At 71.7% G+C, this 21887-nt stretch carries 20 protein-coding genes; 1 reads left to right on the top strand and 19 read right to left on the bottom strand.

From position 1 onward, the window contains the following. Window positions 1-22 precede the first annotated feature (22 nt). From ACEN9J_RS39535 to ACEN9J_RS39470, 14 genes are all read right to left on the bottom strand, one after another. The gene (locus tag ACEN9J_RS39535; protein ID WP_413765183.1) at window positions 23-382 is read right to left on the bottom strand and encodes a RidA family protein; all 360 of its coding nucleotides are present in this window, start codon (window positions 380-382) and stop codon (window positions 23-25) included. Further along, window positions 379-1554, bottom strand: coding sequence for an alpha-hydroxy acid oxidase (locus tag ACEN9J_RS39530; RefSeq protein ID WP_413765182.1), 1176 nt, complete (start codon window positions 1552-1554; stop codon window positions 379-381). Before ACEN9J_RS39530 ends, ACEN9J_RS39535 begins: the two co-directional genes overlap by 4 nt. Before the next feature lie 125 nt (window positions 1555-1679). Next, window positions 1680-2474 carry an ABC transporter ATP-binding protein gene (locus tag ACEN9J_RS39525; RefSeq protein ID WP_413765181.1) on the bottom strand — a complete coding sequence of 265 codons (795 nt, stop codon included), beginning with the start codon at window positions 2472-2474 and terminating at the stop codon, window positions 1680-1682. Then, complete coding sequence (locus tag ACEN9J_RS39520; RefSeq protein WP_395345618.1) at window positions 2468-3394, bottom strand: ABC transporter permease; 927 nt, start codon at window positions 3392-3394, stop codon at window positions 2468-2470. The genes ACEN9J_RS39525 and ACEN9J_RS39520 overlap by 7 nt, the downstream gene beginning before the upstream one ends. 18 nt (window positions 3395-3412) lie before the next feature. After that, entirely contained in the window at window positions 3413-4378 is a 966-nt protein-coding gene (locus tag ACEN9J_RS39515) for an ABC transporter substrate-binding protein (protein ID WP_413765718.1), read from the bottom strand. Between the two features lie 38 nt (window positions 4379-4416). Further along, window positions 4417-5796 carry an FAD-binding oxidoreductase gene (locus ACEN9J_RS39510; protein ID WP_413765180.1) on the bottom strand — a complete coding sequence of 460 codons (1380 nt, stop codon included), beginning with the start codon at window positions 5794-5796 and terminating at the stop codon, window positions 4417-4419. Further along, a complete protein-coding gene (locus ACEN9J_RS39505; RefSeq protein WP_296732255.1) occupies window positions 5793-6773 on the bottom strand; it encodes a fumarylacetoacetate hydrolase family protein in 981 nt (326 codons plus the stop codon). Before ACEN9J_RS39505 ends, ACEN9J_RS39510 begins: the two co-directional genes overlap by 4 nt. Beyond that, window positions 6770-7960 (bottom strand): homogentisate 1,2-dioxygenase, encoded by a 1191-nt coding sequence (locus tag ACEN9J_RS39500; protein WP_296732258.1) that lies wholly within the window; start codon window positions 7958-7960, stop codon window positions 6770-6772. The genes ACEN9J_RS39505 and ACEN9J_RS39500 overlap by 4 nt, the downstream gene beginning before the upstream one ends. A gap of 7 nt (window positions 7961-7967) precedes the next feature. Further along, window positions 7968-8291, bottom strand: coding sequence for a YciI family protein (locus ACEN9J_RS39495; protein ID WP_413765179.1), 324 nt, complete (start codon window positions 8289-8291; stop codon window positions 7968-7970). Between the two features lie 4 nt (window positions 8292-8295). Beyond that, window positions 8296-9360 carry a 4-hydroxyphenylpyruvate dioxygenase gene (gene hppD, locus ACEN9J_RS39490; protein ID WP_413765178.1) on the bottom strand — a complete coding sequence of 355 codons (1065 nt, stop codon included), beginning with the start codon at window positions 9358-9360 and terminating at the stop codon, window positions 8296-8298. Window positions 9361-9375: 15 nt separating this feature from the next. Further along, window positions 9376-10380, bottom strand: coding sequence for a Bug family tripartite tricarboxylate transporter substrate binding protein (locus ACEN9J_RS39485; RefSeq protein ID WP_296732266.1), 1005 nt, complete (start codon window positions 10378-10380; stop codon window positions 9376-9378). Window positions 10381-10567: 187 nt separating this feature from the next. Beyond that, window positions 10568-11101, bottom strand: coding sequence for a MarR family winged helix-turn-helix transcriptional regulator (locus tag ACEN9J_RS39480; protein WP_057589773.1), 534 nt, complete (start codon window positions 11099-11101; stop codon window positions 10568-10570). A 92-nt stretch (window positions 11102-11193) separates the two neighbouring features. Then, window positions 11194-11502, bottom strand: coding sequence for a YciI family protein (locus tag ACEN9J_RS39475; protein WP_413765177.1), 309 nt, complete (start codon window positions 11500-11502; stop codon window positions 11194-11196). Window positions 11503-11518: 16 nt separating this feature from the next. Next, window positions 11519-15028, bottom strand: a complete 3510-nt coding sequence (locus tag ACEN9J_RS39470) for an indolepyruvate ferredoxin oxidoreductase family protein (RefSeq protein ID WP_413765176.1) — start codon at window positions 15026-15028, stop codon at window positions 11519-11521. 118 nt (window positions 15029-15146) lie between these two features. On the opposite strand from ACEN9J_RS39470, the gene ACEN9J_RS39465 reads away from it, so the two are divergent. Continuing rightward, complete coding sequence (locus ACEN9J_RS39465; RefSeq protein WP_057589770.1) at window positions 15147-15641, top strand: Lrp/AsnC family transcriptional regulator; 495 nt, start codon at window positions 15147-15149, stop codon at window positions 15639-15641. Window positions 15642-15650: 9 nt separating this feature from the next. Here ACEN9J_RS39465 and ACEN9J_RS39460 read toward each other — a convergent pair whose 3' ends face one another. The 5 genes from ACEN9J_RS39460 to ACEN9J_RS39440 are packed head-to-tail and all read right to left on the bottom strand — an operon-like array spanning window position 15651 to window position 21846. Then, window positions 15651-17060 carry an FAD-binding oxidoreductase gene (locus ACEN9J_RS39460; protein WP_413765175.1) on the bottom strand — a complete coding sequence of 470 codons (1410 nt, stop codon included), beginning with the start codon at window positions 17058-17060 and terminating at the stop codon, window positions 15651-15653. A 14-nt stretch (window positions 17061-17074) separates the two neighbouring features. Next, entirely contained in the window at window positions 17075-17839 is a 765-nt protein-coding gene (locus ACEN9J_RS39455) for an ABC transporter ATP-binding protein (RefSeq protein ID WP_413765174.1), read from the bottom strand. Continuing rightward, window positions 17836-19623, bottom strand: coding sequence for an ABC transporter permease subunit (locus ACEN9J_RS39450; RefSeq protein WP_413765173.1), 1788 nt, complete (start codon window positions 19621-19623; stop codon window positions 17836-17838). Before ACEN9J_RS39450 ends, ACEN9J_RS39455 begins: the two co-directional genes overlap by 4 nt. Beyond that, window positions 19620-20657 (bottom strand): branched-chain amino acid ABC transporter permease, encoded by a 1038-nt coding sequence (locus ACEN9J_RS39445; RefSeq protein WP_413765172.1) that lies wholly within the window; start codon window positions 20655-20657, stop codon window positions 19620-19622. Before ACEN9J_RS39445 ends, ACEN9J_RS39450 begins: the two co-directional genes overlap by 4 nt. Window positions 20658-20679: 22 nt before the next feature. Further along, window positions 20680-21846: an ABC transporter substrate-binding protein gene (locus ACEN9J_RS39440; RefSeq protein WP_413765171.1), complete on the bottom strand. Its 1167-nt coding sequence runs from the start codon at window positions 21844-21846 to the stop codon at window positions 20680-20682. Window positions 21847-21887 lie beyond the last annotated feature (41 nt).

Genomic DNA, 21887 nt, shown 5'->3' with positions numbered 1-21887 from the left:
GCGTCGAGGGAGGGAGGGAATGTCAGTCGGTGCCGATGGCAGCGACTACGGCCACCTCGACCAGCAGCGCGGGCAGCGCGAGCCGCGCACCCACGGTCGCGCGCGCCGGTGCGCATCCGGGCGGCAGCCAGTCGGTCCACGCGCGGTTCATCTCGGCGAAGCCGTCGATGTCGGCGAGCCAGATGGTGGCGCTCAACAGCCTCGACTTGTTCGAGCCCGCCTGCGCCAGCAGCGCGTCGATGCGCAGCAGGATGCGCGCCATCTGCTCGCCAACGGTCGCCGCGGGCTGCACCAGGTCCACCTGGCCGGCGAGGTAGACGATGCCGCCATGCACCACTGCCTGGCTCATGCGTTCGTCGGTGTGCAGTCGCTCGATGTTCATGCCGTCTCCTGTCGCGGTGCCACGGGAGCGGCCCCCCGCACCATGTGGGCGCCGATCGACGCCACGCTGCCGGCGCCCATCAGGCACTGGCAGACCTCGAATTCCTCCTTGAGCAGGGCCAGCGCCCTGGCAACGGCCGGCTCGCCGCCCGAGGCGACCGCGTAGAGCGTGGGCCGCCCGATCTGCACGGCGGTGGCGCCCAGTGCGAGCGCGCGTGCGATGTCGCTGCCGGTGCGCACGCCGCTGTCGAGCAGCAGCGGCAGGCGGCCACCGGTCTCGCTCGCGAACTCGGGCAGGATCTCGATCGGCGCGACGGCACCGTCGAGCTGCCGCCCGCCGTGGTTGCTGATCACGATGGCATCGACGCCGAGCTGCTGCGCGCGGCGGCCCTGCGCGGGATCGAGCAGGCCCTTGACGATCAGCTTGCCGGGCCAGCGCTCGCGCACCCAGGCGATGTCGTCCCAGCCCAGCGACGGGTCGAGCTGGGCCTGCATGGTCTGCGCGATGGTATGGGTGGCCCGCAGGCCGAGCTCGCCGGCCATCAGCTCGAGCCGGGGCGCGCCGGCGCGCAGCGAGCGCCAGGCCCAGCCGGGCCGCGCGAGCACGCTCGCGAGCTTGCGCGGGGTCCAGCGCAGCGGCAGGCTGAAGCCGTTGCGCTCGTCGCGCAGCCGCCGGCCCGCGACCGGGTTGTCCACGGTCACCTCGAGCGCCGCGAAGTCGAGGTCGCGCGCCCGGTCGATCAGGCGCGCGCTCATCGCGCGATCGCGGAACACGTAGAGCTGGAACCAGGCGTTGCCCTGCGCCGCCTCGGCCACGGCTTCCATGGTCGCGGTGGCGGCCGTGCTCATCACGAACGGAATGCCGAAGGCGCGAGCGGCCCGCGCCAGGCAGCAGTCGGCGCCTGGCCAGGCCGCGCCCGCCAGCCCGGTGGGGCCGATGATCAGCGGCAGGGTCCACGAGCGGCCGAACAATTGCATCGCGGTGCTGCGCTGCGAGACGTCGACCGGCGCGGAGCCGAGCAGCCGGACGCGGTCGAAGGCGTTGCGGTTGCCGCGCACGCTCGACTCGGAGCCCGCGCCGCCATCGATGTAGTCGAACACCATGCGCGGCAGCGCACGCCGGGCCAGTTCGCGGAAGTCGTCGATGCAGTGCGCTTGCAGGTAGTGGGTCATGGTCTGGCGAAAATATTAAGCCGTCCAGCCGGCATATTTAATGGCGCTTTGGGCTGGGTCGAGGCGGCCGCGGCATGTTTCATGCGCCGCGCCGGCAACGCGCGAAAGCCCGATGCGCGCGGGGCTCATCCGAGCAGCAGCGCGTCGTCGGCCACCGCCTCGCCGCGCGTGCGCTCGAACAGTTGCAGCAGGTCGGGCACGTCCATGCCGGCGCGCTGCGGCCCGCTCACGTCGAGCACGACGCGGCCCTCGTGCAGCATCAGCGTGCGCGAGCCATGGCTCAGCGCTTGCCGCATGCTGTGCGTGACCATCATCGCGGTGAGCTGCTGCTCCTCCACGATCCGCTGCGTGAGCGCGAGCACGAAGGCCGCGGTCTTCGGGTCGAGCGCGGCCGTGTGCTCGTCGAGCAGCAGGATGCGCGAGGGCTTGAGCGATGCCATCAGCAGGCTCACCGCCTGCCGCTGCCCGCCCGACAGCAGTCCCATGCGGTCGTTCAGCCGCTGCTCGAGCCCCAGGTCGAGGCTGCGCAGCCGGTCGCGGAACAGCTGGCGCAGCTCGCCCCGCAGTGCCGCGCGCAGCCCGCGCCGCTCGCCGCGCCGCCAGGCCAGCGCGAGGTTCTCCTCGATGGTCAGCGCCTCGCAGGTGCCGGCCATCGGGTCCTGGAACACACGCGCCACGAGGCCGCTGCGCTGCCAGGCGCTCAGGCGCGTGACCTCCACCTCGTCGATGAAGATGCGGCCGCTGTCGACCAGCAGGTCGCCGCTGAGCGCGTTGAGCAGGGTCGACTTGCCGGCACCGTTCGAGCCGATGACGGTGACGAACTCGCCGCGCGGAATGCTCAGGTCGAGCCCGCGCAGCGCGCGGTTCTCCATCGGCGTGCCCGCATGGAAGGTCACGCGCAGGTCCATTGCCTTCAGCATGCGCCGGCCTCCTTCTTCTTCGATGCGCCAAGGGCACCGCGCCGCCGGGCCAGGAAACGCTTCGAGGCCGGCATCACGAGCGCGAGCGTCACCAGCACGGCCGTGACGAGGTTGAGGTCCTGCGCCTTCAGGCCGATGAAGTCGCTGTTGAGCGCCAGCGCCACCAGCATGCGGTAGAGCACCGCGCCGACCACGCAGCCGAGCGTGGCCCAGGCGATGCTGCGCATGGGCAGCAGGGTCTCGCCGATGATCACGGCCGCCAGCCCGATCACGATGGTGCCGATGCCCATCGACACGTCGGCCCCACCCTGCGATTGCGCGAACAGCGCGCCCGCCAGCGCCACGATGCCGTTGGACAATGCGAGCGCGAACAGCGACAGCCGGTCGGTCGACACGCCCAGCGCGCGCGCCATCCGTGCGTTGCCGCCGGTGGCGCGCATGGCCAGGCCGGCCTCCGATCCGAAGTAGCGGTCGAGCGCGAACTTGACCGCCAAGGTGACGGCCAGCAGCACCAGCGCGGTGGTCCACGGCCCGGGCAGCGCCTCGAGCGGCGGCGTGTTGAATACGGTGGACGCGCCCAGCAAGGGCTCGTTGGGCTTGCCCATCACGCGCAGGTTGATCGAATAGAGCGCGATCATCACGAGGATGCCCGCGAGCAGCTGCATGATCTTGAGCTTGACGTGCAGCCAGCCGGTCGTGAGGCCCGCGAGCGCGCCCGCGGCGAAGGCGGCCGCCGTCGCGGCCAGCGGATGCCAGCCGCCCACCAGCAGGGTCGCGGCCACCGCGCCGCCGAGCGGGAAGCTGCCGTCGACGGTCAGGTCGGGAAAGTTCACGACCCGGAACGAGATGAAGACGCCGAGCGCGACCAGCGCGAAGATCAGGCCCACCTCGAGCGAGCCCTGGAAAGCGATGAGGGACATCGATGCTCCGGCCGGCGCTCAGTCGATCACGCGGGTCGCGGACTTGAGCAGCGCGTCGGACAGCGCCAGCCCCTGCCGCCGCGCCGCGGCCTGGTTCACGAGCAGCTCCAGCGTCGGGCTCACCTGCGAGGCGATGCTGCCGGGCGACTCGCCCTTGAGCACGCGCACCACCAGCTTGCCCGACTGGCGGCCGAGGTCGTGGTAGTTGGTGCCGATGCCCAGCGCCGCGCCGCGCGCCGCGAGCGAGGGGTCGGCCGCGATCAGCGGCACCCGGCCCTGGTCCGCCACCTTGGCCAGGGCCTCGAAGGCCGAGGTCACGTTGTTGTCGGTCGGCGCGTAGATCGCATCGACCTTGCCCACCAGGCTCTGGGCCGCGCTCGCCACGTCCACGGTGCGCGGCGCGGCACTCTCGATCACGCTCAGGCCGGCCGGCTGCGCGAGCTTCTTCAGCTGCGCGATCGCGGCGACGGAGTTGGCCTCGCCGGGGTTATAGACCACGCCGATGCGTTTGGCGGCCGGCAGCGCCTGGCGCAGCAGGGCCAGGTGCTTGTCCAGCAGCGGCAGGTCCGACACGCCCGTGACGTTGCCGCCCGTGGCCTCCCACGACTTGACCAGCTTCGCGGCGACCGGATCGGTCACGGCGCTGAACACGATCGGGATCTCGCGCGTCGCCGCGACCACGGTCTGCGCCGAGGGCGTGGACATCGCGACGATCACGTCGGGCCGGTCGCCGACGAACTTGCGCGCGATCTGGGCCGCGGTCGCGGTGTTGCCCTGCGCGCTCTGGTAGTCCAGGCGCAGGTTCTTTCCGACCACGTAACCGGCCGCGGCGAGTTCCTCGACGATGCCCTGGCGCGCCGCATCGAGCGCGGGGTGGTCGACGATGGCCGTGACGCTGACGCGCGCATCGGCGGCGTGCGCCGGCAGCGCGGCGAAAGGAGCGAGGACGAGCGCGAGCAGCGCCACCCGGAAGGGGCGTTTCATCATGGGAAGATCTCCAGGGGTTGAGGGGGTCGATGAACTCAGAAGAACCCGGTGACCTTGCCGGGGTTCAGGATGCCGAGCGGATCGAGCGCGGCGCGCAACGCCTGCATGACGCGAAAGCCGCCGCCGGCCTCCTCGCGCAGGAACTCGACCTTGCCGTGGCCGATGCCGTGCTCGCCGGTGCAGGTGCCGCCGACCGCGAGCGCGCGCCGGATCATCCGTGCATAGGCGGCCTTCACGCGCGCGATCTCGGCGGCGTCCGACGGGTCCACCATGAAACACAGGTGGAAGTTGCCGTCGCCGACATGGCCGCAGATCGGCGCGATCAGCCCTTCGGCCCGCACGTCCTGCTGTGCGGCCTCGATCTGGTCGGCCAGTTCGGAGATCGGCACGCAGACGTCGGTGGGCAGGCCTTCGGCGCCGGGGCGCAGGCCCTTGTTGGCCCACCAGATGTCGTGCCGCGCCTGCCACAGCCGGCTGCGGTCCTCGGGCCGGTGCGCCCACGCGAAGTCCTGGCCGCCGTGCGAGGCCGCGATCTCGCGCACCACCTTCACCTGGTGCGCGACCTCGGGCTCGCTGCCGTGGAATTCGAAGAACAGCGTGGGCGCGACCGCCATGCCGAGCCGCGAGTAGCGGTTCACGGCCTCCACCTGCAGCGCGTCGAGCAGTTCGACGCGGCCGAGCTGCACGCCGGCCTGCAGCGTCTCGATCACGGTGTCGACCGCGGCGCGCAAGGTGCCGAAGGCGCAGGTGGCGGCCGCCACGTGCTCGGGCAGCGCATGCAGGCGCACGGTCGCCGCCGTCACGATGCCGAGCGTGCCCTCGGCGCCGACGAACAGGCGCGTGAGGTCGTAGCCGGCCGCGGACTTGCGCGCGCGCGTGCCGGTGCGGATCAGTTCGCCGTCGGGCAGCACCACCTCGAGCGCCATCACGTTCTCGCGCATGGTGCCGTAGCGCATGGCGTTGGTGCCCGAGGCGCGCGTCGACACCATGCCGCCGATCGATGCGTCCGCGCCCGGATCGACCGGGAACTGCAGGCCGGTGCCGTGCAAGTGCGCGTTGAGGCTCTTGCGGGTGACGCCGGCCTCGACGGTCGCGTCCATGTCGGCCGCGCGGACCTCGCGGATGCGATCGAGCCCGCGCGTGTCCAGGCTGATGCCGCCGCGCAGCGCCGCGATGTGGCCCTCGCAGGAGGTGCCGGTGCCGAACGCCACGAGCGGCACGCGCCGCGCGGCGCAGGTGGCGACGATGCGCTGCACCTCGGCCACGTTCTGCGGAAACGCGACCGCATCGGGCGGCATCACCGGATGGAAGGTGGTGTCGCGGCCGCGCTGGTCGCGCACGGCCGGCGCCGTGGACAGCCGCTCGCCGAGCCAGCCGCGCAGGTCGTCGATGCAGGCCAGGGTGGCATCGTTCATGCGGCCACCGCCTTCTGCTCGATGCGGCCGAACAGCTCGCGGCCGTCGTCGGTATGGAACGACAGGCCCACGGTGTCGCCCGGCACCAGGTACGGCGCCAGCGCATCGGGTCCCTGCCCCGCGAGCTGCTGCAGCGTGCGCTGCTCGACGATGCAGGCCACGCCGCGCGATGCGTCGCGGTTGGAGACCGTGCCGGCGCCGACGATGCTGCCCGCGCCGAGTCCGCGCGTACGCGTCGCATAGCGCAGGATGTCGACGAAGCTGAAGTCCTGGTCGTCGCCGGTGCGCAGCTCGCCGCGTACCTGGCCGTTGACCTCGACGCGCAGGCGGCCGAAGGCACGGCCCTCGCGCCAGTCGGCGCCCAATTCGTCGGGCGTGACGGCGAAGGGGCCGAAGGCGCTCGCGGGCTTGCCGTGGAAGAAGCCGAAGCCTTTGGCCAGTTCGCCCGGGATCAGCGCGCGCAGCGAGACGTCGTTGACCAGCACCAGCAGCCGCACCTGGGCCAGCGCCTGCTCGGGCGTGGGCGCGGGGCCCAGGTCGCCGACGATCACGGCCAGTTCGCCCTCGAGGTCGGCGCCCCAGGCCGGGTCGGCGGGGATGTCCTCGCACCAGGCGAGGTTGCGGTCCGACAAGCCCTGGTAGATGACAGGCTCGGTGCGCGCCGACGGCGGCATCTCGGCGCCGCGCGCGCGGCGCACGCGCTCCATGTGCGACAGGTAGCCGCTGGCATCGACCCACTGGTAGGCGCGCGGCAGCGGCGCCAGCAGCGCCGCGAGTTCGAGCGGCTGGCCCGCGGCGGGGTCGGCGTCGAGCCGGGCCGCGGCCGCGCGCAGCAGGGGCGCCGCGCGCTCCCAGTCGTCGAGCGCGGCCTGCAAGGTGGGCGCGGCCTCGGGTACGGCGAGGCAGCGCCGCGCATCGGCCGACACCACCACGAGCTGGCCGTCGCGCCGGCCGTTGTTCAGCGTCGCGAGCCTCATGCGGTCACCTGTTCGGTCTTGTCTTCAGGCGCATCGAGGTAGCCGCGCCAGGAATCGGCGTGCTCCGCGCGCTCGAAGGCCGCCATGCCCGGGCCGATGTCGAGCGGATCGCGCGCGTCGATGTTGATCGCGACCTCGTGCAGCTCGGTGCGCGGTGCCGACAGGCTGTTGCGGTAGGCCGCGGGATGCGGCCCGTGCGGGAAGCCGGCGGGGTGGAAGGTCATCGCGCCCGGCCCCATGCCGTCGCGGCTGAAGAAGCGGCCCGCGTGCAGGAACAGCAGCTCGTCGTAGTCGTCGTTCGAATGGAAGAACGGCACCTTCAGCGCGCCCGGGTCGGTCTCGGCCGGCCGCGGGCAGAAGGTGCAGACGGCCACGCGCTGCGTCAGGAAGGTGGTGTGGGCCGAGGGCGGCAGGTGGTAGCGCGCGCTGAGCACGGGCCGGATGTCGCGCCAGTTGAGGCGCACCGGCGCGAGCGTGCCCTTCCAGCCCAGCGCGTCGAGCGGGTCGTGCGGATAGGTCAGCGTGGATACGCGGTGCCGCGCCTGGATGCGCACGGCCCACTCGCGCCGCGCGGCGTGCTGCTGCGCGATGAAGGCCTCGTCGAGCTGCGGCACGTCGAGCACGCCGGCATCGAACAGCGCATGCTCGCCGAGCAACCCGCGCTCGGGCAGGCGGAAGCTGTCGCCCGTGGCTTCGAGCAGCAGCAGGAAGGACGGCGCCGCGGGCTCGTAGCGCCAGGCGGTGCCGCGCGGCAGCAGCAGGTAGTCGCCGTCGCGCAGGCGCAGGTGACCGTAGTCGCAGTAGAGATCGCCGCCACCCTCGTGGACGAATAGCAGCTCGTCGCCGTCGGCGTTGCGCGCCAGGTGGCGCATCGGCGCCGAGGGCTTCCAGCAGCGCAGCCGCATGTGTGCATTGCCCGCGACCAGCGGCGCATCGAGCGGGCAGTCGAGCGCGCCGTCAAGGCCCTGCGCGGTGGCGGGCAGCTGGTTGAGGTCGTAGGCGCGCGGGCGGTGCGGGCCGTCCCAGCGCAGCCAGGCCGTGGGCGCATGGCGGTGGTACATGTGCGTGGCCTGGCCGCCGAAGCCCTCGCGGCCGATCTCGCGCTCGTAGGTGCCGGGCGGGATGTCCGCGTGGGCCTGGCGCGAGGCGATGCCGGCGCGCATGGGAAGGACGATGGGTTTGTTCATGGACGGTTCACGGGCACTTGCGCAGTTCGGCCTGCAGGAATTCGGGCGTGTGGGGCGGGGTCATCTGGACCAGCGGCGTGAGCTCGACGGTGGCGAACAGGCCCGCGCGGTTGTAGGGCTCGACGTCGATGAAGCGCCGCGCCTCGGCGCGCGAGGCGACCGACAGCGCGACCACCATCCCGGTCGGCTCGCGCGCATCGGCATCGAGCAGCGCCGCGCCGAACAGGGTGCGGGGCAGCCAGGCCAGCATGTGGCGGATGTGGTCGGCGCGCAGCGGCAGGCGGTCCTGCGCGCCGCCGGGTCGATAGAGGCAACGGACGAGCCAGGCCATGGTCTCAGTGCGCGTTCGCGCCCGCCTGCTCGCGCTTGATGGCCTCGAACAGCGCCTTGGCGTTGCCCTCGCCGAACGAGGTGTCGCCCTTGCGCTGGATGGCCTCGAAGAAGATCGGCCCGATCATCTTGCGCGTGAAGATCTGCAGCAGGAAGCGCGCCCGCGCGTCGGGATTCTCGCCGGTGGCGGCGCCGTCGAGCAGCATGCCCAGCGACTTCATGCGCGCCACGTCCTCGCCATGGCCCGGCAGCCGGGTGTCGAGCGCGTCGTAGTAGGCCGAGGGCGTGGGCAGGAACTCCACGCCGGCACCGCGCAGCCGCTCCACGGTGGTGTAGAGGTCGTCGCTGAACAGCGCGATGTGCTGGATACCCTCGCCGTTGTACTCGTCGATGAACTCCTGGATCTGCGAGCTGCGGCCCATGGGCGACACCACGGTCACGCAGGCCGTGCTCGCGGGATCGCGCACCGCGATCGTGTCGAAGCCGTTGCTCGCGTCGCCGGCGACGAACTTGAACACCTCCTCGAAGCCGAAGATGCTCTTGTAGAAGTCCACCCACTGGGGCATGTTGCCCGGGTGCACGCAGTGGGTGACGTGGTCGACGCGCACGAAGGGCGCGAAGGCCGCGCCGGTGTCGGGCACGGCGGCCGGATCGAACTCGAACTGCGCGTGCAGCGCCGCGAGTGCCGCGTCGTCGACCAGGTAGAGCGCGCTGCCGCCGATGCCCTGCAGCGCGCAGTTCGGCAGCAGCGACGTCGCCGCCGCGTCGAGCGGCTGCGCGCCGCGCTCGCGGGCCAGCGCCATCGCACGCGCGCTGTCGGCCACGCGAAAGGCCATGCCGGCGCACGACGGTCCGTGGTGGGCGGCGAATTGCATCGCATGCCCATCCTGGCGCGTGCCGACGATGAACTCGACACCCGCCTGCCGCATCAGCAGCGCATGCCCCGCACGGTGCCGCGCGACGGTGCGAAAGCCCATGCGCTCGAGCACGGCGGCCAGCGCCTGCGGGTCGGGACTTGCGAACTCCATGAACGCGGTGCCGAGCACCTCTGCACGTTCCTTCTGGGTCATTGAATTCTCCTGGCTTCAGCTGTCGATGGAAAAACCGGTGGACTGCACGATCGGCGCCCATTTGGCGAGGTCGGCACGCACCATGGCGTCGAGTTCGCGCGGCGTGACCGCGCTCGGCAGGAAGGCGCGCGCTGCATAGGCCTCCTGCAGTTCCTTCGTGGCCACGGCGTCGCGGATCTGCGCGGCCAGTGCGTTCGCGACGGCCGGCGGGGTCTTGGCGGGCGCCCAGACGGCGAAGTACTCCTGGATGTCGAAATCGCGAAAGCCGGCCTCGCGCATGGTGGGCGCCTCGGGCAGGTAGGGCGAGCGCGCGGAGCCGGTGGTGGCCAGCACGCGGATGCGCCCTTCCTTCGCGAACGGCAGCGGCTCGCTCAGCACGTTGACCGAGGCCGCGATCTGGCCGCCCACCACGTCCTGGATGGCGGGCGCGCCGCCCTTGTAGGGCACGTGCGTGAGGTTCATGCCGGCGGCCTTGCCGATCACCACGCCCGCGAAGTGGGCCATCGTGCCTTCGCCCGGCGAGCCGAAGCTGGCCTTCGAGGGATTGGCGTTGCACCACTGCGCGAACTGCTGCACGGTGCGCACCTCGGGCGGCACCGCCGGCCCCACGCTCAGGCCGAACTGGAAAGTGCACACGGTCGACACCGGCGCGAAGTCCTTGAGCGGGTCGTACGACAGCCGCTTGTAGACGTGCGGATAGATCACCATCACCGAGGCGGGCGCCAGCACCAGCGCGCTGCCGTCGGCCTCCGCCGCCTTCACGTGGTCCATCGCGAGGCGCCCGCCCGCGCCCACGCGGTTCTCGACCAGCACCACCGGCGCGTAGCTGCCCTTGATGCGTTCGGCCAGCAGCCGCGCGATCGAATCGCCCGAACCGCCCGCGGGGAAGCCCATCACGATGCGCGCCGTCTTCGACAGCGTGGGCGGGGTTTCGGCGGCGGCCGCCAGGGGGAAGACCGGGATCAGCGCACCCGCTGCGGCGCAGGCCGAACCGGCAAGGATGTCGCGGCGTCGAATCATGGCTTGTCTCCTTTTTTAGGGGGTGGGCCAGATTCTAGGCTTATTCATTTCAATCTGAAACTGTTTCTTTTAGAAATTGATTTCTTGCTTCTGTCCGTGGGCTCGCCGGCACGCGGGCGCGCGCTTGCCTCCGCGAGGCACGGATCGATCGCAAAGGGGGAAGGCGCGGCGCCGGCCGCGCGGGGATTCAGACTGCCGCGGCCGCCGGTAGTGCGTCGGCCGGCGCGAGCTCGCGCCAGTCGCGCGTGTCGTCCAGCGTGGCGTTGGCGCGCGCGACCAGCACCTGCATCGCCGCCTGCACGGTCTTGAGCTCCTGCGGCGTGAGCGCGCTGGTCAGCTCCTGCTCGATGGCGCGCGCCAGCGGCATCACGCGCTCGTAGGCGTCGGCGCCGGTCTTGGTGAGGCGCAGCACAACCTTGCGGCGGTCCTTGGCATCGACGCGGCGCGAGACCAGCTTCTTGGTCACGAGCAGGTTCAGCGCGCGCGTGATGCTGACCTTGTCCATGGCCGTGCTCTCCGACAGCTCGGTCGCCGACATCGGCGAGAACGCGACCAGGTTGGCGAGCACGCGCCACTCGACCACGCCGATGCCGAGTTCCTCCGAGTACATGCGCGCCAGCATGCCGCTCACGCGGTTCGTGATGACCGAGCACTGGTAGGGCAGCCAGTCGTTCAGGCGCAGGATGCCGTCGGGTTGAACGCTGGCGGCATCGCGGGGCATGGGGGAGGCACTCTCTTTGGACGGCATGGCCGGGGACTTTAGCGCAGGCACGCCGCGCGGCCTCAGTCCGATGCCGAGACCCCGCGCGATGCCTAGCGCCGCAGTTCCCGCAGGAAGCCTTCGCGCGGCTCTGGCAGGTAGCCCGTGAAGAGCGTGCGCCGCACCTCGGCGAAGAGCCCGGCGCGCGCATAGGGCTCGCCGGCCAGGAAGTCGTCGGCCTGCGCGGGGTCGTCGGTGGCCAGCAGCAGGTACATGCCGACCAGCTCGCCATCGGCCAGCGACGGCCCGCCGTGCAGCACGCGCGCCTGGTTCGCGATCATGTAGTCGAGGTGGACCGCGCGGATCGGCAGGCGGTCCCGCGCGCCACCGGGGCGGTAACGGCAATCGAGGGCGATGGGCATGGCGGGTGCTCCTCGATCAAGCGGTCTTCAGCGCGGGCGGCTGCATCGCGGGCGGCGGTGCATCGTGCGCCGCCAGCAGCACGGGCAGGTGGCGGCGGTACTCGGCGATGCCGCGCGCCTTCACGTGCCCGTAGCCGCGGATCTTCTCGGGCAGCGCCGCGACCGCCACCGCGCTGCCGATGCGCTCGCTCGTCAGCCCGTCGAGCAGGCGCCCGACGAGCCCTTCGTACTCCACCACCAGCGCGCGCTCCTCGCGCCGCTCGGCCAGCCAGCCGAAGGGATCGAGCGGCGTGCCGCGCAGGCCGCGCAGCGCCGCGAGCGTGCGGAACACCGGCAGCATCCAGGCGCCGAAGCTGCGCTTGAGCACCTTTCCATCCGCGCCGCGCTTCTCGAAGATCGGCGGCGCCAGGTGGAATTGCAGCTTGAAGTCGCCCTCGAACTGATCACGCAGGTTCTGCAGGAACTCGGGCCGCGCATGCAGCCGCGCGACCTCGTACTCGTCCTTGTAGGCCATCAGCTTGAACAGCGAACGCGCCACCGCCTCCGCCAGCCGCGGCCGCCGCGCGCCGGGCGCGACGGCGCGCTCGGCGGCCTCCACGCGGCGCACGGTGTCGAGGTAGCGGCGCGCATAGCGCGCGTCCTGGTAGTCGGTGAGGAAGCGCACGCGCTCGTCGAGCAGCTTCTCGAAGGACTGCGGCAGGTTCAGCGTGACGACGCTGCCACGGTCGCCCATCAGCGTCTGGCGCCATTGCGGATCGGCGGCCGTGAGCCGGCCGGCCGCGAAGGCGCGCTTGTTGGCGGCCACGGCCACGCCGTTGAGCTCGATCGCGCGCATCAGCGCCGCCAGGCTCACCGGCACGCCGCCCTGCTGCCAGGCATGGCCGAGCATCAGCATGTTGGCGCCGATGGCGTCGCCCAGCAGCGCCTTGGCGGTGGCGTTCGCATCGATGCGCTCGACCTGCGCGGCACCCGCGGCGGCCTCGATCTTGGCGAGCAGCGCGTCCTCGCGGTAGGGCAGGTCGGGCTGGCGCGTGAACTCGGCCAGGGTCTGCAGGTGGGTGTTGACCACCACGCGCGTGCGGCCCTCGCCGATCACGCCCAGCACGTCGGGCAGCACGCCCACCACCAGGTCGGCGGCGATCAGGGTGCGCGCGGTGCCCGGCAGCAGGCGCACCGCGTGCAGGCGATCGGGTGTGTCGGCCAGGCGCACGTGGCTCACGACCGAGCCGCCCTTCTGCGCGAGCGCGGTGAAGTCGAGCACCGAGATTCCCTTGCCCTCGAGGTGCGCGGCCATCGCGATCAGCGCGCCGAGCGTGATGACGCCGGTGCCGCCGACGCCCGCGATCATCAGGTCGTAGGGCTGCGCGAGCGAAGGCAGCGCGGGCAGCGGCAGCGCGGCCGCGAGCGCCTCGGGGTCCTGCGCGGGCGCGGCCGCCGTGCCCTTGCGCAGGCTGCCGCCGAGCACGCTCACGAAGCTGGGGCAGAAGCCCTCGGCGCACGAGAAGTCCTTGTTGCAGCTCGACTGGTCGATCTGGCGCTTGCGGCCGAACGAGGTCTCGAGCGGCGCGACCGACAGACAGTTCGACTGCGTGCCGCAGTCGCCGCAGCCTTCGCAGACCTCGGGGTTGATGAGCACGCGCCGCGCCGGATCGGGATAGCTCTTGCGCTTGCGGCGGCGGCGCTTCTCGGCCGCGCAGGTCTGGTCGTAGACCAGCACCGTGACGCCCGCGATCTCGCGCAGCTCGCGCTGCACCATGTCGAGCTCGCGCCGGTGCCGCACCTGCACGCCCGCGGCCAGCGTCACGCCGTGGTAGCGTCGCGGCTCGTCGGTCACCACCACCACCTGGCGCGCGCCCTCGCTCGCGACCTGGGTGCAGATCTGCGGCACGCTGGTCTGGCCGTCGACGGGCTGGCCGCCGGTCATCGCCACCGCGTCGTTGAACAGGATCTTGTAGGTGATGTTCGCGCCGCCCGCCACCGCCTGCCGGATCGCGAGGTAGCCCGAATGGAAGTAGGTGCCCTCGCCCATGTTCTGGAACACGTGCGGCACGCGCGTGAAGGCGCCGCGCCCGAGCCAGTCGGTGCCCTCGCCGCCCATCTGCGTGAGGCCGCCGGTGCCGCGGTCCATCCAGCTCGCCATGTAGTGGCAGCCGACGCCGGCCTGCGCCTGGCTGCCCTCGGGCACCTTGGTCGAGCTGTTGTGCGGGCAGCCCGAGCAGAAGTACGGCAGCCGCCGCATGCCGTCGGCGTCGTTCGACAACGCCGCGCGCGCGGCGAAGCGTGCAGTGTCGATGCGCGCGGCCAATGGATGATCGATGGCGCGCAGCCAGGTCAGCAACGCGGCGGCAATGCTCGCGGGCGAGAGCTGGCCGGTCCAGGCCAGCAGCGGATGGCCCTCGAGGTCCTGCTTGCCGCAGACCGTGGGCCGGCGCGCGCGGTTGAACACCCGGTCCTTGAGTTGCTGCTCGACCACCGAGGCCTTCTCCTCGATCACCAGCACATGCGACAGCCCCTCGCAGAAACGGTCGGCGCCCTCGGCATCGAGCGGGAACACCAGGCCCGGCTTGTAGAGCCGCAGGCCGAGCGCCGGCAGGTCGTCGGCGCCGAGGCCGCAGCGCTGCAGCACCTCCATCAGGTCGTGGAAGGACTTGCCCACCGCCACGATGCCGGCCGTGGCGCCGGGCGCCGGCACCACCAGGCGATCGAGCGGATTGCCGCGCGCGAAGGCGCTGAAGGCCTCGAGCTTGGCGGCCAGCCGCAACTCGACGGCTGGCGTGAGGAAGTCGCTGGTGCGGTATTCGAGCGCGGAGGTGTCGGGCAACTCGGACGCTTCGGGCAATGCGAGTGCCGCGCCCGAGGAGGCCTCGACCGAGCGCGCGCTCTCGACCGTCTCCGAGATCGCCTTGAACGCGACCCAGGTGCTGGCATGGCGCGAGGCGGCCCAACCCCAGAGGCCGAAGGCCTCGTACTCGTCGACCGAGGCCGGATGCACGATCGGGATGCCCCAGCCCATCAGCGACAGGTCGCTGGCATTGGGGATCGACGACGAGGTGGCCGCGTGGTCGTCGCCCACCACCATCAGCACGCCGCCGCGTCGCGAGGTGCCGGCCGCGTTGCCGTGGCGGATCGCATCGCCCGCGCGGTCCACGCCCGGCCCCTTGCCGTACCACATGGCGAACACGCCATCGACCTCGCGCTCGGGGTCCAGGCCGACCTGCTGAGTGCCCATCACCGCGGTGGCGGCCAGGTCCTCGTTGATCGCCGGCAGGAAGCGGATGCCGTGCTCGGCGAGGTCCGACTTGGCGCGCCACAGCTCGGTGTCAACGCCCGCGAGCGGCGAGCCGCGATAGCCGCTCACGTAGCCGGCGGTGTTCCAGCCGCGGGCCTGATCCTCCTGCCGCTGGCGGAACAGCAGGCGCACCAGCGCCTGCGTGCCTGTGAGGAACACGCGGCCTGCGCGCGCGGTGCGGTTGTCTTCGAGCCGGTAGCCTGTCTCCAGCGCGGGCGCTGCTTCTTCTGTCTGCATGGTGTGGATCCGTCCATCGGGGGAAGATCAAATATTAATCCGTCTGGACAGCATATATAATTGCGATCCATGCGGCGTTGGTGACAACCCGGCATGTTTCATTCCGGAGATCGCCGCCATGGGAAAGACCGATTCGACGCCGCTGTCCGACGCGCCCACGCGCCGCATCCTCGACCTGCTGCAGGCCGACGGCCGCATGACGGTGCAGGCGCTGGCCGACGAGGTGGGCCTGTCCTCGGCGCCCTGCTGGCGCCGTCTGCGCGAACTCGAGGACAGCGGCATCATCCGCCGCTTCGTCGCGCTGGTCGACCGCAACAAGGTCGGGCTGCACGGCTGCATGTTCACGCAAATCAGCCTGGAGCGGCATTCGGAAACGGTGGTGGCGGCCTTCGAGCGCGCGGTGCAGGCCACGCCCGAGATCCTCGAGTGCTGGGTCACCACCGGCGACGGCGACTACATCCTCAAGATCGTGGTGCCCGACGCGCTGGCCTTCGACCGCTTCCTGCACCGCTTCATGCTGAAGCTCGAGGGCATCCGGCAGATCAAGACCTCGGTCGCGCTGCGCGAGGTGAAGAACGACACCCGGCTCGATCTGACGCGGGTGCCGCTCTAGGGAAAAGATTCAAACGCTGCGTTGCCGCAGCACCTTCCCCGGATTCATGACCCCGCGCGGATCGAGCGCCTGCTTGATCGCCGCCATCACGCGCATCGAGGCGCCGCGCTCGAGTTCGAGGAAGTCGAGCTTGCCGTAGCCGATGCCGTGCTCGCCGGTGCAGGTGCCGCCCATCGCGATGGCGCGGCGCATCAGCCGCGCGTTGAGCGTCTCGGCGCGCGCCATCTCGTCGGCATCGGCGGGATCGACCACCACGCACAGATGGAAATTGCCGTCGCCCACGTGGCCGCACATGGGTGCGGTGAGCCCGAGTTCCTCGACGTCGGCGCGTGCTGCCAGCACCGCCTCGCTCAGGCGCGAGATCGGCACGCAGGCATCGGTGGGCATGCCCTGGCAGCCGGGGCGCAGCGCGAGCGCGGCCCACCACACGTCGTGGCGCGCCTGCCAGAGCCGGCTGCGCTGCTCGGGCGTGTCGGCCCAGGCGAAGCCCACGCCGCCATGCTCGGCCGCGAGCTCCTCGGCCACGCGCACCTGCTGCGCCACGCTCTCGGGCGCGCCGTGGAACTCGAGGAACAGCGTGGGCATGACCGGCAGCCCGAGCTTGGCGTAGCGGTTGCAGGCCTCGACCTGCTGCGCATCGAGGAACTCGATGCGGCCCACCGGCACGCCGGTCTGCATGATCGCGGTGACCGCCTCGATGGCCGCGCGCAGGTCGGGGAAGCCGCAGCGCGCGGCCGCGATCTGCTCGGGCAGCGGATGCAGCCTGAGGCCCACCTCGGTGACGATGCCCAGCGTGCCCTCGGCGCCGGTGAACAGGTGCGTGAGGTCGTAGCCCGCGGCCGACTTGCGCGCGCGCCCGCCGGTGCGCACCACCTCGCCGTCGGGCAGCACCACCTCGAGCGACATCACGCTCTCGCGCATGGTGCCGTAGCGAACCGCGTTGGTGCCCGAGGCGCGCGTCGACACCATGCCGCCGATCGAGGCATCGGCGCCGGGGTCGATCGGGAAATGCAGGCCGCTTCCATGCAGCGCCGCGTTGAGCTGCTTGCGCGTCACGCCGGCCTGCACGCGGCAGTCGAAGTCGGCCTCGTGGATCTCGAGCACGGCATTCATGCGCGAGAGGTCGATGCAGATGCCGCCATGCAGCGCCGCGACGCCGCCTTCGCACGAGGTGCCGGTGCCGAACGGGATCATCGGCACCGAGGCCGCGTGGCACAGCCGCGCGACCGCGGCCACCTCCTCGGTCGACTCGGCGAACACCACCGCGTCGGGCGCATGCAGCGGATGGAAGGACACGTCCTTGCCGTGCTGGTCGCGCACCGCCTGGCCGGTCGCGCAGCGCTCGCCGAAGCGTTCGCGCAGCTGGTGGATGACGGCGGCGACGGAGCGCTCGCGCGACGCGAGGGATTCTTCGTTCATCGGGGTCTCCTTCTTCAGGCCGCCAGCTTCTCGGGCGGCATCGATTCGATCGGGGCCGGGGGCGCTGCGGCCCGCCCCAGGTAGCTGTCGGCGACCCGCGCATCGCGCGCGACCTCGGCGGCCGGCCCCTGCAGGCTCACGCGGCCCATCTCGAGCACGTAGGCATGGTCGGCCACCTCGAAGGCGGCGCGCGCGTTCTGCTCGACCAGCAGGATCGCCACGCCCTGCGCCTGCAGCCGCCGCACGGTGGCGAAGATGTCGCGCACCACCAGTGGCGCGAGCCCCAGGCTCGGCTCGTCGAGCAGCAGGATGCGCGGGCGCGCCATCAGCGCGCGGCCCAGCGCGAGCATCTGCCGCTCGCCGCCCGAGAGCGTGTGCGCGAGCTGCGCATGCCGCTCGCCCAGGCGCGGGAACAACGCATACACGCGCTCCATCTCGGCGGCGATCGCGCGCCGGCCCGCGCGGCGCCAGCAGAAGGCGCCGAGCTCGAGGTTGTCGGCCACGCTCAAGGTGCCGAACAGGTCGCGCTGCTCGGGCACCAGCGCCAGGCCCATGGCCACGCGGCGCTCGGGCGAGACGAAGCGCAGGTCGGTGCCGTCGAGACGCACCTCGCCGCTCATCGGCAGCCGGCCCATGAGCGCGGCCAGCAGCGTGGACTTGCCGGCGCCGTTGGGGCCGACCACGGTGACGATGCCCGAGGGCGGCACCGACACGTCGACCTCGTGCAGCGCCGGGATGCGGCCATGGAACGCGCACAGAGCGCGGGCTTCCAGCGTCATGCCGCGCTCCCCAGGTAGGCCTGCTGCACGCGGGGGTTGTCGCGCACCGCCTGCGCCTCGCCCTCGGCGATCTTCTGGCCGAACTGCATCACGACCAGGCGGTCGGCGATGTCCATGATGAATTCCATGTCGTGGTCCACGATGAGCACGGTCACGCCCTCGCCGCGCAGCTGCTTGAGCAGCGCGGCCAGGGTCTTCTTCTCCTGATGCCGCAGGCCCGCCGCCGGCTCGTCGAGCAGCAGCAGCTGCGGGCGGGCGCACAGGGCGCGCGCGATCTCCAAGATGCGCTGCTTGCCCAAAGGCAGGCTGACCGCGGGCGCATCCGCGAGGTCCTCGAGGCCGCAGCGCCGCAGCTGCGCCAGCGCCATGGCCTCGATCGCGGCCTCCTCGCGGCGATCGAGCCGCAGCATCGCGCGCAGCCAGCCGTCGCGCCCGAGCAGGTGGCAGCCGAGCGCCGCGTTGTCGCGCACGCTCATGTCGGCCACCAGCTTCACGTGCTGGAAGGTGCGCGCCACGCCGCGCGCGGCCACGTGGCGCGCGCCGAGCGCGTCGATGCGCTGGCCGCGCAGCAGGATCGCGCCGGCGCTGGCGGGCAGGAGGCCGGTGATCAGGTTGAACAGCGTGCTCTTGCCCGCGCCGTTGGGCCCGAGCAGCGCGACGATCTCGCCGCCGCGCACCTCGAAGGAGACGCGGTTGACCGCGACCAGCCCGCCGAAGCGCTTCTCGGCCCCGTCGACGCGCAGCAGCACCTCGCCCGGCGCGGCGGCTGCGTGCTGCGCGGGCGCGCGCAGCTCGGCCGGCGCGCCGCGCGGCGCGGGCCGCCGCGGCACGGCGGCCGTGAAGCGCGTCCAGCGCGCGAGCAGCGGCCACAGCCCCGCGTTGGCGCGCGCGAGGATCAGCAGCATCAGCACGCCGAACACCGCCATCTCGAAGTTGCCCGAGCGGCCGAGCAGCGCCGGCAGCACGTCCTGCAGCACCTGCTTGAGCACCACCACCACGCCGGCGCCCGCGAGCGCGCCCCACAGCGCGCCCACGCCGCCCATCACCGCCATGAACAGGTACTCGATGCTCATCTGCAGCCCGAAGGGCGTGGGATTGAGGAAGCGCTGCATGTAGACGTAGAGCCAGCCCGCCATGCCGGCCAGGCCCGCGGCGGTGCAGAACACCGCGACCTTGAGCCGGAACGCATGCGCGCCGAAGGCCTCGGGCAGGTCGGCGCCGGCGCGCAGCGCGCGCACCGCGCGGCCGAGCCGCGAATCGAGCAGGTTGCGCACCAGCCAGAAAGCCAGCGCGAAGCCCAGCGCGATCAAACAGAACATCGAGCGCTCGGACGCGAAGTCGAAGCCGAACAGGTTCAGCGCCGGAATGCCCGCGAGGCCGTTGAAGCCGCCCAGCGGCTCGATGATGCCCAGCCCGTAATAGACGACCACGCCCCAGGCCAGCGTGGTCAGCGACAGGTAGTGGCCGCCCATCGAGAGCGTGAGCGCGCCGATGCCCGCGGCCGACAGCGTGGCGAGCGCGACGCCGGCCAGCAGCGTGGCCCAGCCCGGCACGCCGTGCGCCACCGCGAGGTAGCCGGCCGCGTAGGCGCCGATGCCGACGAAGGCCGCCTGGCCGAAGGAGATCAGGCCCGCGAAGCCGGTCATCAGCGTGAGCCCGAGCGCCACCGTGGCGTAGAGCAGCACAAAGCTCGCGAGCGTGACGTAGTAGCTCGAGGCGAACAGCGCCACGCCGGCCGCGGCCGCCACGGCGACGGCCGCGAGCACCCAGGAACGAAGCGTCATGAGGCCTCCTGCGAATGCGGGTCGGCCAGCGAACGCCACAGCAGCAGCGGCACGATCAATGCGAACACGATGATCTCCTTGGCGGCGCTCGCGCCGTAGGACGAGAAGGCCTCGAGCAGGCCCACCACGAGCGAGCCCGCGGCGGCGAGGACGTAGCCCGAGAGCCCGCCGACGATCGCGCCGACGAAGCCCTTGAGCGCGAGCAGGAAGCCCGAGTCGTAGTAGATGGTGGTGAACGGGCCGATCAGCACGCCCGAGACCGCGCCGATGAAGGCGGCGATGGTCAGCGCCAGTTCGCCCGAGTGGTCGGGCGAGATGCCGACCAGCCGTGCGCCGTCGCGGCACACGGCGGTGGCGCGCAGCGCCTTGCCGCTCAGCGTGTGACCGAAGAAGGCGAAGAACACGGCCACGAGCACGGCGCTCGCCGCCACCACCGCCAGTGTCTGCGGCGCCACCGGCAGTCCCGCGAGCAGGCCGGCCGGCAGTTCGAAGCCCGGCAGCCGCGAGCCCTCGGGCCCGAACACGTACAGGCCCAGCGCCACCAGCACGAAGTGCAGCGCGATCGCCGCCACCAGCAGCACCAGCGGCGAGGCATTGCCCATCGGCCGGAACACCGTGCGGTAGATCAGCGGCCCCATCGCCGTGACCAGCGCCACCGCCGCGGCCGTCTGCATCCAGGCCGGCGAGCGCGCATCGACGCCGAACCAGGCGAAGGCGCAGGCCGCCAGCGGCAGCGCGCCGAGCAGCGCGAGCCGACCGCCCAGCCCCGCCAGGTTGCGCTGCCGCAGGCGCCCTGCCGTTTCCATGCCGCAGGCCAGCAGGGCCACCGCCGCCACCGGCACCGCCAGCCCCGGCGCCTGGCCCTGCTGGAAGGCCGCGATGGTCAGCACGCTGGCGCTGACGAATTCGCCCTGCGGGACGAACACGATGCGCGTGACGGTGAAGACCATCACGAGCGCCAGCGCCAGCAGCACGTAGACCGCGCCGCTCGCGAGGCCGTCCTGCACCAGCAGGCCGAAGATCTGCATGTCCATGATCTGTAGGATCCGCCGCGCGTCAGGGGATGTACTTCCAGCTGCCCTTCTCGATGCGCACCATCACCCGGCTGCGCTGGTCCAGGCCGATGTGGTCCTTGGGCCCAAGGCTGTAGACGCCGTTGGTGGCATGCAGGTCCTGCGTGGACTCGATCGCGTCGCGCAGTGCCTTGCGGAATTCGGGCGTGCCGGGCTTGGCGCCCTTGAACGCGCGCGGCGCCGCATCCTGCAGGATCAGCGCTGCATCCCAGAGGTAGGCGGCGAAGGTGGAACGGTGGCCCGCGTTGGGCAGCGCCTCGTACTTGCGGATGAATTCGAGCGAGGGCTTCTTCGCCGGATGGCTGTCGGGCAGCTGTTCGGCCACCAGCACGGGGCCGGCCGGCACGAAGGTGCCCTCGAGCTTGGCGCCGCCCACGCGCAGGAAGTCGTTGTTCGCCACGCCATGGGTCTGGTAGACCTTGCCGCGGTAGCCGCGGTCGAACAGCGTGGCCTGCGGCAGCACCGCGGGCGTGCCCGAGGCCGCGATGAACACCGCGTCGGGCTGCGAGGCCAGCAGCTTGAGCACCTGCCCGGTGACCGAGGCGTCGGTGCGCGTGTAGCGCTCGTTGGCCACCACCTCGATCTTGCGCAGCTCGGCGAGCTTGCCGAACTCGCGCCACCAGCCTTCGCCGTAGGCGTCGTTGAAGCCGATGAAGGCCACGCGCTTCACGCCGTTGTCGGCCATGTGCTTGATGATCGCGGTCGCCATGTGGGTGTCGCTCTGCGGGGTCTTGAAGGCCCAGCGCTTGCGGTCGTCCACCGGCTCGACGATGGCGCCCGAGCCCGCGAGGCTGATCATCGGCGTGCCGCTCTCCACCAGGATGTCGAGCACGGCCAGCGAGTTGGGCGTGAGGCTCGGCCCGATCAGCAGGTCGATCGCCGACTCGGAAATCAGCTTGCGCACGTTCTTGACCGTGGTCGAGGTGTCGGACGCGTCGTCGAGCAGGATGTAGTTGACCTTCTCGCCGCCCGCGGTGGCGGGCAGCACCGACACCGTGCGCTGCTGGGTCACGCCCACCGAGGCCGCGGGACCGGTGGCCGAGACCACCACGCCCACGTTGATGTCGGCCCGCGCGCCCGAAAGCGCCGCGAAGCACAGTGCCGCGCCGAAGGCGGCGGCCCGGAAGCGGGCCTTTGCAATCTCGATCATCGTTGTCTCCTTTTATGTGTCTGTCGTACCGGGAAAAAAAC

The sequence above is a fragment of the Variovorax sp. Varisp41 genome (assembly GCF_047325085.1).
In the GTDB taxonomy this organism is placed as follows: Bacteria; Pseudomonadota; Gammaproteobacteria; order Burkholderiales; family Burkholderiaceae_C; genus Variovorax.
This window is presented reverse-complemented; position numbering and strand designations above follow the sequence as displayed.

What these genes read in the sequence shown, in the direction of transcription:
- ACEN9J_RS39535 (WP_413765183.1), bottom strand. Translation starts at nt 382, where the DNA reads ATGAACATCGAGCGACTGCACACCGACGAACGCATGAGCCAGGCAGTG.
- ACEN9J_RS39530 (WP_413765182.1), bottom strand. Translation starts at nt 1,554, where the DNA reads ATGACCCACTACCTGCAAGCGCACTGCATCGACGACTTCCGCGAACTG.
- ACEN9J_RS39525 (WP_413765181.1), bottom strand. Translation starts at nt 2,474, where the DNA reads ATGCTGAAGGCAATGGACCTGCGCGTGACCTTCCATGCGGGCACGCCG.
- ACEN9J_RS39520 (WP_395345618.1), bottom strand. Translation starts at nt 3,394, where the DNA reads ATGTCCCTCATCGCTTTCCAGGGCTCGCTCGAGGTGGGCCTGATCTTC.
- ACEN9J_RS39515 (WP_413765718.1), bottom strand. Translation starts at nt 4,378, where the DNA reads ATGAAACGCCCCTTCCGGGTGGCGCTGCTCGCGCTCGTCCTCGCTCCT.
- ACEN9J_RS39510 (WP_413765180.1), bottom strand. Translation starts at nt 5,796, where the DNA reads ATGAACGATGCCACCCTGGCCTGCATCGACGACCTGCGCGGCTGGCTC.
- ACEN9J_RS39505 (WP_296732255.1), bottom strand. Translation starts at nt 6,773, where the DNA reads ATGAGGCTCGCGACGCTGAACAACGGCCGGCGCGACGGCCAGCTCGTG.
- ACEN9J_RS39500 (WP_296732258.1), bottom strand. Translation starts at nt 7,960, where the DNA reads ATGAACAAACCCATCGTCCTTCCCATGCGCGCCGGCATCGCCTCGCGC.
- ACEN9J_RS39495 (WP_413765179.1), bottom strand. Translation starts at nt 8,291, where the DNA reads ATGGCCTGGCTCGTCCGTTGCCTCTATCGACCCGGCGGCGCGCAGGAC.
- hppD (WP_413765178.1), bottom strand. Translation starts at nt 9,360, where the DNA reads ATGACCCAGAAGGAACGTGCAGAGGTGCTCGGCACCGCGTTCATGGAG.
- ACEN9J_RS39485 (WP_296732266.1), bottom strand. Translation starts at nt 10,380, where the DNA reads ATGATTCGACGCCGCGACATCCTTGCCGGTTCGGCCTGCGCCGCAGCG.
- ACEN9J_RS39480 (WP_057589773.1), bottom strand. Translation starts at nt 11,101, where the DNA reads ATGCCCCGCGATGCCGCCAGCGTTCAACCCGACGGCATCCTGCGCCTG.
- ACEN9J_RS39475 (WP_413765177.1), bottom strand. Translation starts at nt 11,502, where the DNA reads ATGCCCATCGCCCTCGATTGCCGTTACCGCCCCGGTGGCGCGCGGGAC.
- ACEN9J_RS39470 (WP_413765176.1), bottom strand. Translation starts at nt 15,028, where the DNA reads ATGCAGACAGAAGAAGCAGCGCCCGCGCTGGAGACAGGCTACCGGCTC.
- ACEN9J_RS39465 (WP_057589770.1), top strand. Translation starts at nt 15,147, where the DNA reads ATGGGAAAGACCGATTCGACGCCGCTGTCCGACGCGCCCACGCGCCGC.
- ACEN9J_RS39460 (WP_413765175.1), bottom strand. Translation starts at nt 17,060, where the DNA reads ATGAACGAAGAATCCCTCGCGTCGCGCGAGCGCTCCGTCGCCGCCGTC.
- ACEN9J_RS39455 (WP_413765174.1), bottom strand. Translation starts at nt 17,839, where the DNA reads ATGACGCTGGAAGCCCGCGCTCTGTGCGCGTTCCATGGCCGCATCCCG.
- ACEN9J_RS39450 (WP_413765173.1), bottom strand. Translation starts at nt 19,623, where the DNA reads ATGACGCTTCGTTCCTGGGTGCTCGCGGCCGTCGCCGTGGCGGCCGCG.
- ACEN9J_RS39445 (WP_413765172.1), bottom strand. Translation starts at nt 20,657, where the DNA reads ATGGACATGCAGATCTTCGGCCTGCTGGTGCAGGACGGCCTCGCGAGC.
- ACEN9J_RS39440 (WP_413765171.1), bottom strand. Translation starts at nt 21,846, where the DNA reads ATGATCGAGATTGCAAAGGCCCGCTTCCGGGCCGCCGCCTTCGGCGCG.